The sequence below is a fragment of the Oscillospiraceae bacterium genome (assembly GCA_035353335.1).
GTDB lineage: Bacteria > Bacillota > Clostridia > Oscillospirales > JAKOTC01 > DAOPZJ01.
Map to the genome: position 1 here is coordinate 6,092 of DAOPZJ010000054.1, position 12,192 is coordinate 18,283.

The 12,192-nt window shown below is 56.7% G+C and carries 10 protein-coding genes; all 10 read left to right on the forward strand.

Annotated features, from left to right (window positions below):
* A partial coding sequence (locus tag PKH29_10350) for an alpha-L-fucosidase (protein HNX15235.1) occupies positions 1 to 1,255 on the forward strand: 1,255 nt, incomplete at its 5' end.
* A 39-nt stretch (positions 1,256 to 1,294) separates the two neighbouring features.
* The gene (locus PKH29_10355) at positions 1,295 to 1,696 is read left to right on the forward strand and encodes a YlbF family regulator (GenBank protein ID HNX15236.1); all 402 of its coding nucleotides are present in this window, start codon (positions 1,295 to 1,297) and stop codon (positions 1,694 to 1,696) included.
* A gap of 36 nt (positions 1,697 to 1,732) precedes the next feature.
* Positions 1,733 to 4,366, forward strand: a complete 2,634-nt coding sequence (gene mutS / locus PKH29_10360) for a DNA mismatch repair protein MutS (GenBank protein ID HNX15237.1) — start codon at positions 1,733 to 1,735, stop codon at positions 4,364 to 4,366.
* A 417-nt stretch (positions 4,367 to 4,783) separates the two neighbouring features.
* A complete protein-coding gene (gene mutL, locus PKH29_10365; GenBank protein HNX15238.1) occupies positions 4,784 to 6,628 on the forward strand; it encodes a DNA mismatch repair endonuclease MutL in 1,845 nt (614 codons plus the stop codon).
* Between the two features lie 7 nt (positions 6,629 to 6,635).
* Complete coding sequence (locus PKH29_10370) at positions 6,636 to 7,991, forward strand: MATE family efflux transporter (GenBank protein HNX15239.1); 1,356 nt, start codon at positions 6,636 to 6,638, stop codon at positions 7,989 to 7,991.
* Between the two features lie 41 nt (positions 7,992 to 8,032).
* Positions 8,033 to 8,950 (forward strand): tRNA (adenosine(37)-N6)-dimethylallyltransferase MiaA, encoded by a 918-nt coding sequence (gene miaA, locus PKH29_10375; protein HNX15240.1) that lies wholly within the window; start codon positions 8,033 to 8,035, stop codon positions 8,948 to 8,950.
* Positions 8,951 to 9,022: 72 nt separating this feature from the next.
* Positions 9,023 to 9,262: an RNA chaperone Hfq gene (gene hfq / locus PKH29_10380; GenBank protein HNX15241.1), complete on the forward strand. Its 240-nt coding sequence runs from the start codon at positions 9,023 to 9,025 to the stop codon at positions 9,260 to 9,262.
* Positions 9,263 to 9,274: 12 nt separating this feature from the next.
* The gene (locus PKH29_10385) at positions 9,275 to 10,498 is read left to right on the forward strand and encodes an HlyD family efflux transporter periplasmic adaptor subunit (GenBank protein HNX15242.1); all 1,224 of its coding nucleotides are present in this window, start codon (positions 9,275 to 9,277) and stop codon (positions 10,496 to 10,498) included.
* Positions 10,499 to 10,560: 62 nt separating this feature from the next.
* A complete protein-coding gene (locus tag PKH29_10390) occupies positions 10,561 to 11,271 on the forward strand; it encodes a YggS family pyridoxal phosphate-dependent enzyme (protein HNX15243.1) in 711 nt (236 codons plus the stop codon).
* Positions 11,272 to 11,332: 61 nt separating this feature from the next.
* On the forward strand, positions 11,333 to 11,776 hold the full coding sequence (gene sepF / locus PKH29_10395) for a cell division protein SepF (GenBank protein ID HNX15244.1): 444 nt from the start codon (positions 11,333 to 11,335) through the stop codon (positions 11,774 to 11,776).
* Positions 11,777 to 12,192 lie beyond the last annotated feature (416 nt).

The following is a 12,192-nucleotide window of genomic DNA, read 5'->3' on the forward strand; positions in this document are numbered from 1 at the left end:
ACGCATGGCCTGGTGGAACGAGGCGCGCTTCGGGATGTTTGTGCACTACGGGCCGTATTCGGTCGCGGGGCGGCATGAGTGGATCATGGCGCTCGACGGCTACACAGTGCCGGAATACGAGGAGAAGATTACAAGCAAGTTCCATCCGAAAAAGGGCTGCGCGCGCGAATGGGTGAAACTCGCGTCCGAAGCGGGCTGCAAATACATGGTCATGGTCACCCGACACCACGACGGCTATTCGATGTGGGATTCGGACGTCAACCCCTATAACGTGGTCAAATTCGGGCATAATCACGACGTGACGGCGGAATACGTCGCCGCCTGCCGCGAATTCGGCATGCGCGTCGGGTTTTATCACTCGGTCATGGACTGGCACCATCCCGACGGTTCCGCCGCGGCTTACGACATGGCTGCCCGCCTGCGGTTCATCGATTATCACCGCGGGATGTTGAACGAACTTTTGACGCGGTACGGCAAGATCGACGTTTTGTGGTACGACGTCTGTTGGCCGTTCGGCGGCACCGATATGGATTTTGTCGAGACCAACCGGATGGTGCGTACCTTGCAGCCCGATATCATCATCAATCCGCGTTCGGGGATTGCGGAGGACTTGGACACGCCCGAGGAGATCATTCAAAAAAGCGAAAAGTACTGGGAATCGTGCATGACTTTTAACGGGCTGTCGTGGGGATATGTCGACTCCGACCAGGTCGCGCCCTATTCTTATAACGCCAACCGGATCGTCCGGATGCTGAACCAGGTCAGCAGCGACAGAGGCAATCTGCTTTTGAACATCGGCCCCGCGCCCGACGGCTCGATTCCGGCCGAGACGATCGAACCGATGCGAAAAGTCGGGCAATGGCTGAAGGTCAACGGCGAAGCGGTTTACGGAGCGCAGACACCGGCGCATTTGACAAACGTCGGCGGCGGTACCTACTGGATCAGCGGCGGAAATGTCTCGATGCGGGACAATTCGCTGTTTTTGTGGTATTATATATGGACGGCCACCGGGGAACTGCGGACGGCCGGCATCCTCGGAAAAGTCAAAAAAGTGCGTTGCCTTGCCGACGGGAAGGAATATCCGTTTGTTCAGGACGGCGTCAAACTGACGATTACCGGGCTTCCGATAAACCCGCCGGACAAGATTTTGGGGATCAGCGTCCTTGAAGTTGTCTGTGAAAAACAGCCGAAACTGATGCTCGGGCCGATGCTGACCCCGCTTTCGCGGCTGAGGAAACCGCCCGAGATTGATTAATCGATTACAACAAACTGAAAAGTTGAAAGGAATTTTAAAATGGACAAAGTACTCGCGAAGACCCTCGAACTGGCGCACACGATGATGGAGGACGACCGCTTTTTGGCGTACCGTCTCGCCGCCCAGGCAAACGATGAGGATGAGACCCTCCAAAAGCTGATCGGCGATTTCAACCTCGCCCGGATGAATTTAAATAATGCGGCCACCGACGGCAAAAACACCGACCAGTTGCAAGCCGAGATGAAACTGCTCTACAGCCAGATCATGGGCAACGCGACCATGCAGAAATACAGTGAGGCGCAGACCGTGATGAATACGATGATCCAGCAGATCAACGCCATCATCACCGGAACCATCGACGGACAGGTTCCCGAGGAGATCGACCTCGAGGCCTCCTGCGGAGGCGACTGCGAGGGCTGCGGCGGAAGCTGCCACCATTAAAATTCCCCGCTTGATATTGTTCAAAGAGGCGGCTGTATGCCGCCTTTCGGGTTTAACGCGGAAGAAAGGGGATACGGCATGACGATCTCCCCGATGATGCAGCAGTATTTCGACGTCAAGGCGAAATACGATAAATACATCCTGTTTTACCGCATCGGCGACTTTTACGAGATGTTCTACGACGACGCGAAGACCGCGTCAAAAGAACTCGATCTCGTGCTCACGGGGCGCGACTGCGGGCAGGACGACCGCGCGCCGATGTGCGGCGTGCCGTTTCACAGCTGCGACGGGTATATCTCGCGGCTCATTTCGCGCGGGTATAAAGTCGCCATCTGCGAACAGACCGAGGACCCCGCAAAAGCCAAGGGGCTCGTCAAACGCGACGTGATCCGCCTGATCACGCCCGGCACCGTCACCGAGACCGGCATGCTCGAAGAGGGCAGAAACAACTACCTCTGCTCGGTGTTCGACCGGGGTGGGCATACGGGGCTGGCGTTCGCTGACGTGTCGACCGGCGCTGTCTGCGCAACGGCGACAGACGGAGGCGTGAACGCGGTCTCTTGCGAACTGACCCGGTTTTCGCCGCGCGAGATCATCTTCAATCCCGACATCCCCGAAAAGCGCAAAGCTGCGATTTTAAGCGACTGCGGGCTCCCGGGGGAATCCGGATTCGACGACGATTATAAGCCCGAAAATACCGCGCGAAATCTCAAAGAGAATTTCGGCTATACGGCGCTCGGCGGCGATTTTGCCGAGGCCGAGGCCGCGCTCTCCGCGGCGGTCGGGTACATACAGGACGTCTACAAGAATTCGATCAAGTTCGCGGGCAAGATCGAGTGGTACACCGCCGACCGCTATATGGCGCTCGACGCGACCGCGCGGCGCAACCTCGAGCTCGACCGCAACATGCGCACGGGCGACAAAAAGGGCAGCTTGCTCTCGGTCATCGACGGCACCAAGACCGCGATGGGGCGGCGGCTGCTCGCCGACTGGCTGCAGAAGCCGCTCGTCGACTGCGTGATGATTCAAAAGCGGCAAAACGCCGTGGCGCAGCTGCTCGACGACGACATCGGAGAAGCGAAACTCGGCGATCTGCTCTCGGGCATCTACGACATCGACCGCATCGCGACGCGGGTCGTCTACGGCACGGCGAACGCGCGCGAACTCAAAGCGCTCTCCGACGCGATGACCCGCCTTCCGGCACTCAAAAACGCCTGCGCGGGCTATTCCGCGGCGCTGCTTCGCGAGATTTTTGACGGGACTGACTCGCTCGAAGACGTCTGCGGGCTGATTTCGAATGCGCTGAAAGACGATCTGCCGCTCGCGGTCACCGAGGGCGGGCTGATTCGGGAGGGATACGACGCGGAGGTCGACCGCCTGCGGGCACTCCTCGGCGATTCGCAAGCGGCGCTCGCAAAAATCGAATCGGACGAACGAGAAAAAAGCGGAATATCGAAACTCAAAGTCGGCTATAACCGCGTGTTCGGCTATTATCTCGAGATCACGCGCGGCAACACGCTGCCGGTGCCCGATTACTTTATCCGAAAACAGACGCTGACAACCGGAGAGCGGTACATAACTCCCGAGTTAAAAGAACTCGAAAACGATATTTTACAAGGCCGCGAAAAGCTGACCGGCCTGGAATATGAACTGTTTTGCGCCTTGCGCGGGCAGGTCGGCGCGGCGGGCCCCCGAATCAAGCAGACCGCGCGAAGCGTCGCGATGCTCGACGTGTTTTTGTCATTTGCCGGGACCGCGCGCAAAAACGATTTCTGCCGTCCCGAAGTCGACAACGGCGACGCGATCATCATCAAGGACGGTCGGCACCCGGTGGTCGAGCGGCTCGCGGCGGGCAGCGGATTTGTCCCGAACGACACGCTGGCGGACTGCGGCGAAAACAAGATCTTGGTGATCACGGGGCCGAACATGGCCGGAAAATCGACCTATATGCGGCAAAACGCGCTGATTGTGATTCTGGCGCAGATCGGCTCTTTTGTACCGGCAAAAAGCGCGAAAATCGGGGTTTGCGATGCGATTTTCACCCGTGTCGGCGCGAGCGACGACCTCTCGTCGGGGCAGTCGACGTTTATGGTCGAGATGAGCGAACTGGCGTATATCCTCAAAAACGCGACCGCGAAATCGCTGATCATTTTGGACGAGATCGGGCGCGGGACTTCGACGTTTGACGGCATGAGCATCGCGCGGGCGGTGGTCGAATACATCGCCGACGCGAAAAAGATCGGCGCGAAGACGATGTTCGCGACCCATTATCACGAACTCTGCGAGATGGAAGCGCGGCTTGACTGCGTGAAAAATTATAATATTCTGGTGAAAAAGCGCGGCGACGAGATCACGTTTTTGCGCAAGATCGCGCGTGGCGGCGCGGACGACAGCTACGGCATCGAAGTCAGCAAACTGGCGGGCGTGCCCGAAGCCGTCGTGAAGCGCGCCAAGGTGATTTTGGCGGAACTCGAAAAGGACCGCGACGAGCGGGTCTGGGCCGACAAGAAACAACACGGCGGTATTTCCGACGGAGAGCAGGGCGCGTTCGCCGACATGCAGACGCAAAAGCTGCTGCAGGACTTGCGCAACCTCGACGTGAACACCGTCAGCCCGCTCGAGGCGCTGACGCTGCTCGACGAATTCTCGAAAAAGGCAAAGACAATTTAAGGATTTTTGCTTTATATTCGTTTTGATGTGGGGCGATTTTGGATCAAGTATAACATGGTTTACACGCGAGGGGTATTGGTTGCCGTCCTGTAGGGAAAGGTCTTGACCTTTCCGAGCAGACGAACGTTATTCGTCTGCGCAAATGCCTCTAATTGGTATGAGTTCACAAACCATGCTTCATTGCTAAACTTTTCGCGAATGCGATTGTCGTCCTAAAACATGGGTAGTCACATTACCACCCCAATACGCTTTAATCTGAGCATAAATGTTATCATGAAACAGCATTAATGCGGATGTTTTGCGCGGGCGAATCTTTCGCCCGCTCGGAAAGGTCAAGACCTTTCCCTACAGGGACGGCGGGCAATGCGCCTTGCGTTACTTCATGACGATCCGAGGAAAAAGAGAGGAGGTATAGACATGGCGGAAATCAGAGTTTTGGACAAGGCGGTCGCGGAGCTTGTCGCGGCAGGCGAGGTCGTGGAGCGGCCCGCTTCGGTGATCAAAGAACTGCTTGAAAATTCGATCGACGCGGGCGCGGGGCAGATCACCGTCGAGATTCAAAACGGCGGACTGACGTTTATGCGCGTGACCGACAACGGCTGCGGAATCACGGAAAAGCAGGTTCCGACGGCTTTTTTACGCCATGCGACCTCCAAGATCAGCACCGCCGACGACCTCTCGGCCATCGGGACGCTCGGGTTTCGCGGCGAGGCGTTAGCCTCGATCGGGGCGGTCGCCAGGGTCGAGATGATCACGAAAACCTTTGATCGCGAGATGGGCTGCCGCGCGGTGATGGCGGGCGGCGAGATGATCGAGTGCTATTCGACCGGGTGCCCGAACGGAACGACCATTTTGGTTCGGGATTTGTTTTATAACATCCCGGCGCGGCTCAAATTTATGAAAAAAGACGTCAGCGAGGGCAACGCCGTCACGGCGGTGGTGCAGCGGCTGGCGCTTTCGCACCCCGAGGTCTCGGTGCGGTTTCTGCGCGACGGCAAAGAAGCGCTTTTTACGCCGGGAAACAATAAGCTCTATTCGGCGATTTATGCGGTGCTCGGCAAGGAGTTCGCCGCCGACCTGACCCGCGTCGAATATACGATGAACAACGTCTCGGTCAGCGGGTTTGTCACCAAGCCCTTTGCCGCGCAGGGCACCCGGAACGAACAGATTTTTTTCATCAACGGGCGCTATGTCAAGAGCAGAACCTGCCAGGCCGCTCTGGAACAGGCCTTTAAAAATACCGTTGCGGCGGGGCGATTCCCCGCAGGCGTTTTGAATATCATCCTGCCGAAAGAGCTCGTCGACGTCAACATCCATCCCGCCAAGACCGAGGTGCGTTTTGTCAACGAACAGCCGGTGTTCGATGCGATTTATTACGGAATCAAGAGCGTTTTGGGCGGGGACAATATCCCGAAGTTCACAGGTGAGGCGTTTTCGCGGGTCTCGGAAAAACCCGCGAAGACCGAGACCGTGAAAATCGAAATCACTCCGCAACAAAGCCCGGCGGTGACTGCGCCGAAAACGATCATCCAAAATCAACCCATCGAGACTGTAAAAGCCGCGCCTATTGAGAGTAAAGGGACCATTACCGAAGAAAAACCGCTGCATGTTCAACCGCAAATGCCCGCTCCGCAGATTCGCGAGCCGGTTCGGGAACAATACCTCGAGACCGAGAGCAAAGAGGAAGCCGAAGGGCTTCGGCTGCTCGGAGAGGCGTTTTCGTGTTATGTCCTCGCTGAGAGCAGAGACGGCGAAAAACTGTTTTTGGTCGACAAGCACGCCGCGCACGAACGGATTTTGTTCGAACAGCTCAAAGAGAGTTTCGGCAATGCCGAAAGCCAGGCGCTGTTGATCCCCCAACCGGTCCGGATGAGCGCCGAAGAACAAAACGCCGCGCTTGCGAATATCGAAACACTCCGCGGTCTCGGATTTGAGATCGAGGATTTCGGCGGGAGCGTCCTGCTTCGGCAGGTGCCCTCCTACGTCGGGGCGGCGGAGGGGCCGGAACTGCTGCGCGAACTCGCACAGCGGCTTGCAGTCGGGGGAAAGAACGCGGGAAGCTCAGACATGCTCGACGACCTGCTGCACACAACGGCTTGCAAAGCCGCGGTCAAGGCCGGAAAAGAGAGCGCGCCCGGGGAGCTTCTCGAAATCGTAAAGACCGTTCTGACCGACCCGCGCATCCGGTATTGCCCGCACGGGCGGCCTGTTTTGATTGTGATGTCTAAGCGCGAATTTGACCGCCGGTTCGGCAGGATATGAGGAAATAATGAGACAACGATTGATTCGGAATACGGGTCTGATGACCGAGGGCCCGATTACAAAACAGCTGATTTTCTATGCGATCCCGCTGTTATTGAGCAGCTATCTGCAGCAGCTTTACAATATCGTCGACTCGGTCGTCGCGGGAAAATTCATCAGCTACGCGGCGCTCGCGGCGGTCGGCGCAAACGGCGTCATCGTCAGCTTTTTGGTGGGTTTCTTTTTGGGATTCACGGCGGGCGGCAGCGTGATCATCTCGCACGCCTACGGCGCGCAGGACACCAAAGGCGTCTTCGACGGCGTCCATACCTCAATCGGCGTCGCGATTGCGGCGGGGCTGCTGCTGACGGTTCTCGGACTCATCTTTACGCCGGCGCTGCTTCGATTGATCAATACCCCCGAAGAAGTCCGGGGCATGGCGGCGGAGTATCTGACCATTTATTTTTACGGAACGGTGCCGGTGATGCTCTATAACATGGGCTCGGCGATTCTGCGCGCGGTCGGCAACTCGACGCTGCCGCTCGTCTTCCTCGGCGTCGCGGCGGGTACCAACACCGTGCTCGATTTGGTTTTCGTGATCTGGTTTCACATGGGGATCGCGGGAACGGCCTGGGCGACCGTGATTTCGCAGGTGCTCGCGGCGGGGCTGACGATTTTGGCTCTGATACGCACCGACGAGGTCTATAAGCTCTATTTGAGCAAAATCCGGATCAAAAAAGAGATCTTGTTGAAAATTTTGAAACTCGGCATTCCCGCGGGGCTGCAGACCTCGGTCATTTCGCTGTCGAATATTTTGATTCAGCGAGCGATCAACGGGTTCGGCGCGATCGTCATGGCGGGTGCGGCCGCCGCGGGCAAAGTGGACGGCCTGGTCGGCTCGACCATCGGGGCGTTCGGCCTCGCGACGACGGGGTTCGTCGGCCAGAATTACGGCGCGGGACGGATCGACCGCGTGAAAAAGGGCGTTCGCATCGGCTTTTTGATGACCCTTGCCGCAAGCATCATCCTTGGCGGGATTTTGCTGCTGCTGCGCAACCAGACCGCGGCATTATTTAACGACGATCCCAAAGTCATCGCAAGCGCGACGCAGCTGATGATGTTCATTCTGCCGTTTTACTTTGTTTACGCGTTCGTTGAGATTTTCGCCGGAGCCATGCGCGGCGCGGGCTCGACGTTTATACCGATGATCGTGACGCTGGTCGGAATGTGCGTGCTGCGGGTCATCTGGGTCTCGGTCGTTCCGGCTTATTATAACGACGTCCGGGCCGTGTTCGTCGTTTATCCCGTCTCATGGGTCTGGACCGGCATTCCGATGTGGCTGCTTTACTTGAAAGGAAAATGGAATAAAAAAGGACAAGTTTAAGAATAAATTTTCAAACTTACCGGCGTAGGAGGGTGGCATCTATGCGAAAAGTCGTTGTTCTGACCGGGCCGACCGCCTCCGGCAAGACAGCGCTTGCAATCGCGCTGTCAAAGCGTTTTGACGGCGAGATCGTCGGCGCGGATTCGATGCAGATCTATCGCGGGATGGACGTCGCCACCGCAAAGCCGACCCGAAAAGAGCGGGCGGAAATTCCGCACCATTTGATTGATATCGCGCAGCCGGGTGAGGATTTTTCGGTTTTTCGCTGGGCTGAAGAAGCGAAGATTGCAGTCAATGAAATTCACAAGCGCGATAAACTGCCGATTGTCGTCGGCGGAACGGGGCAGTATGTCTCGGCGCTATTGCACAATCTCACTTACGCGGGGCAAAAAGCCGACCCCGAACGGCGGGCGCTGCTTGAAAAAGAATACGGCGAAAAAGGCGGGGCGGCGATGCTCGAATGCTTACGCGAACTCGACCCGGAGGCCGCTTCCAAACTGCACGAAAACGACCGGAGCCGCATTCTGCGCGGGCTGGAACTCGCCGGGAGCGGCCTCTCGAAGAGCCGCCAAAACGAGCTCTCGCACGGCGAAAAAATTTACGACATCTGCGCGGTTCAGCTGAATTTTCTCTCGCGGGAGACGCTTTACGACAGGATTGACCGGCGGGTGGACGAGATGTTTGAATCGGGTTTGGAACAGGAAGCGCGATCAATTCGTCCGCTGCTCGGGCCGACCTCGGCGCAGGCCATCGGATATAAAGAGCTGTTTTCGTATTTCGACGGAGAGCAGACGATTGACGAGGCCAAGAACAAAATCAAACAGGCGACCCGCAATTATGCCAAGCGCCAATTGACCTGGATGCGGGCGGAAACCGGCTTAAACCGGATTTTTGCCGACTCGGGAGCCGATTTATTGACCGTTTCCACAAAAATCTTGCAATTGTGCGGCATCATGTGATAAAATGGAAACACCGATAAAAAGCGGTCGGCAAAATTCATAAATTCAACCGGAAAAGAGAGAGAACAGAGTATGAATAAAACGCTGAATTTGCAGGATGTGTTCCTGAATTGTGCCAGAAAAGAAAAAATCGGTGTGACGATCTTTTTGAAAAACGGCTTTCAGTTCAAAGGCATCGTGAAGGGTTTTGACGCTTTCACGATCATCCTTGAAGCCGACGGAAAACAAAACCTCGTCTACAAGCACGCCGTCTCGACCATCGTTCCGGCGCGTCCGATTTCGCTGCTTGACAACGAAGAAGAAACCGAGTAATCCATAAACAACATGAAAAAACGTACCGTCGTCGCGGCCGCGGCAATTGCGATTGCGGCGGTTTTCGTGACGATGCTCTTGATAGTGCGGGCCGGTGACACGAAATACACCACCTATACCGCAAACCTGTACGACGCCGAGATGTCGGTGCCCGTGACGGGCGTTTTTGTGCGCAGCGAGGCCCGCCTTCAGCTCTCCGCGGGCGGTTCCGTCGTCTATCTGCTCTCCGACGGCGACAGAACCGCGAACAAGGAGGAGATCGCGCGCGTTTATTCCTCGGCGCAGAGCGTGGAGGCGGCGCGCAGAATCGCGCTGCTCTCCGACGAACTCGCGGACCTTGAGACCCTTTCCGCAAGCGCGCAAAGCGGGGCGGTCCTGACGCCCGGCACGGTGCTTTCCCGCACCAAAGAAGTGCTCGACGGCATCGACGCCGCCGTCAAAAACGGAGGAGCCCGCGGGATCTATGAACAACGGCGGACGCTGACACAGCTGTTGAATCAATACGGAAGCTATTTCGAAGAGAAGGACTACAGCGCCCGAATCGCCGAACTCACACAGGAGATCAATTCGCTCAAAAACGAGATGGGAAATTATACTTCGCAATATTCACCCGATTCGGGGTATTTCTTTTATTACAGCGACGGGCTGGAGGGACTTTCGCCGGCTCAGCTTTCCGAGCTCTCCTGCGATAAGGTCGACGCGCTGATCGCGCAGACCGAAAACGCGAAAAACGCCGCGCAGCCGAAACTCGTGACCGATTACACCTGGTATTTCGTCTTCAATATGCCGACCCCGAAGGCCATTCAGATGTCGGGCTCAAAACTCCAGATCCGGTTTCCCGCGGTCTCGGACGAGCCCGTCGAAACCGTCATCGAGACCATGCAGAAGGACGGGAGCACGGACGGAAACACCGCGGTCAGGGTCTCGTCGCGCAACGCGATCGCGCAGCTGGGCGAATGCAGAACCGAGCAGGCCGAGATCCTCATCCGTTCGGAAAAAGGGCTTCGGATTCCGGTCAGCGCCATCCGCACCGTGACAAATGAGGACGGGACCGAACAGGCCGGCGTCTATGCCGTCGTCGGGCCGGAGATGAGATTTCGCAAGATCAACGTCTTATCCTCGGACGGCGAATACGCGGTCTGCGAATACACCAACATCGGCGTCAGCGGATGGCTTCAGATTTACGACGAGGTTATCGTGAAGGGCAAAGACCTCGCCGACGGAAAGAAGCTGTGAGGTTAAAATCGATGCGTTAAAACGACGCCGGAAAAAAATACCGTGAAAGGACAGCCCGGGGGATGGAATATCACAGGATCGAAAGAGCTCAGTTTCTTGAAAATTACGCCGCGGTGCGTGAAAATATCGAAAAGGCGGCCATCGCGGCGGGGCGAAAACCTTCGGAGATCGAGCTCTGCGCGGTCACCAAGACCTTCGGGTGGGAGGCATATGATCTCGCGCGGGGGGCGGGTCTGAAAAGCATCGGGGAAAACCGCGTGCAGGAGGCCGAAGTCAAATACAGCGCGGGCCATCAGGGCGTCGATCTGCGGTTGATCGGCCATCTTCAGACCAACAAAGCCGCGAAAGCCGTTGAGCTGTTTGACACGGTCGATTCGGTCGATTCGCTTCGGCTGGCGGCGCTGCTCAACGACCTCGCCAAGAAAAAGAGCCGGATCCTGCCGGTTTTGGTTGAGATCAACGTCGGAAGCGACCCCGCCAAGAGCGGGATTTCGGCGGAGAACGCGCAGGCATTTTGCGAAACGCTGCTGACGATGACCTCGCTGCGCCCGGACGGGTTTATGACCGTGTTGCCGCTTGGCTGCGACGAGGCAAAAAAGATGGAATATTTCACAAAAATTTCCGAGATATCCCTTGACATTTCAAAAAAGTTATTTCATAATAGAACCATGTTACTGTCCATGGGAATGTCGGGCGATTATATCGAGGCAATCAAATGCGGCTCCGGAATGATCCGCATCGGCACCGCCCTTTTCGGACAGAGACAGAGATAGAAAACAGATAAAAATCAGGGGTTGACCGAAAGGTCGAAAAAAGAGAGCGGAGGAATTGAATATGAACGTTATCGGTAAGCTGAAGGCCGTCTTCGGCGTAGAGGACTATGACGAGGCCGAACAGGAAGAAGAGGCGGTCGAGGAATTCGAACAGCCCGTTATGCAGAAACTCGAACGGCATGAGCGCGTACAGGCAGAGGACAGAAAAGTCGTGAACATCAACGCCACTTCCCAACTGAAGGTCGTTTTGATCCGTCCGGAGTCCTACAGCCGTGACGCAAACCCGATTGCGGACCATCTCAAAAACAAACGCGCGGTCGTCATCAATTTCGAGCGCACCGTCGGCGGAGAAGCCAGACGGCTGCTGGACTTTTTGTCCGGCGTCGCCTATGCCCAGGACGGCAGCGTCCAGCGCATCGCGGAAAAAGCGTTTTTGATCACGCCGTATAACGTCGAAGTCGAGAGCAGCGATTTTCTCTACGAGATCGACAATAACTTAGCATAAATAAATTTAGTACATAACCCGCGGGGGTTTTGATAAAAAATAGAAAAGGCAGGTCCGGCAGCGGGCTTGCCTTGCTTTGTTTTGTCAGATCGTTGAATATAAAAGAGCAAAGCAATATACGCGATGGGGACAATCCGCGCGGCGGGGACAATCTATGCGATGGGGACGGACGCGCAATGCGCGCCCCTACGAGAAGCGGTGCAAAAATTCGCGCGGCGGGGATAATCCATGCGATGGGGATGGACGCGCAATGCGCGCCCCTACGAGAGACGGCGATAAAATCCGCACGGCGGGAACGGGGACAATCCGCGCGGCGGGGATAATCCATGCGATGGGGACAGGGATGCCACGCCCTACGAGAAACGATGCGAAAATTCGCGCGGCGTGAGCGGGCGATTCGGCGGGCCGTGGCCCGT

Bases quoted from the DNA above. Each gene is read 5' to 3' on its own strand.
- PKH29_10355 (HNX15236.1), top strand. From the start codon at position 1,295: ATGGACAAAGTACTCGCGAAGACCCTCGAACTGGCGCACACGATGATG.
- mutS (HNX15237.1), top strand. From the start codon at position 1,733: ATGCCGCCTTTCGGGTTTAACGCGGAAGAAAGGGGATACGGCATGACG.
- mutL (HNX15238.1), top strand. From the start codon at position 4,784: ATGGCGGAAATCAGAGTTTTGGACAAGGCGGTCGCGGAGCTTGTCGCG.
- PKH29_10370 (HNX15239.1), top strand. From the start codon at position 6,636: ATGAGACAACGATTGATTCGGAATACGGGTCTGATGACCGAGGGCCCG.
- miaA (HNX15240.1), top strand. From the start codon at position 8,033: ATGCGAAAAGTCGTTGTTCTGACCGGGCCGACCGCCTCCGGCAAGACA.
- hfq (HNX15241.1), top strand. From the start codon at position 9,023: ATGAATAAAACGCTGAATTTGCAGGATGTGTTCCTGAATTGTGCCAGA.
- PKH29_10385 (HNX15242.1), top strand. From the start codon at position 9,275: ATGAAAAAACGTACCGTCGTCGCGGCCGCGGCAATTGCGATTGCGGCG.
- PKH29_10390 (HNX15243.1), top strand. From the start codon at position 10,561: ATGGAATATCACAGGATCGAAAGAGCTCAGTTTCTTGAAAATTACGCC.
- sepF (HNX15244.1), top strand. From the start codon at position 11,333: ATGAACGTTATCGGTAAGCTGAAGGCCGTCTTCGGCGTAGAGGACTAT.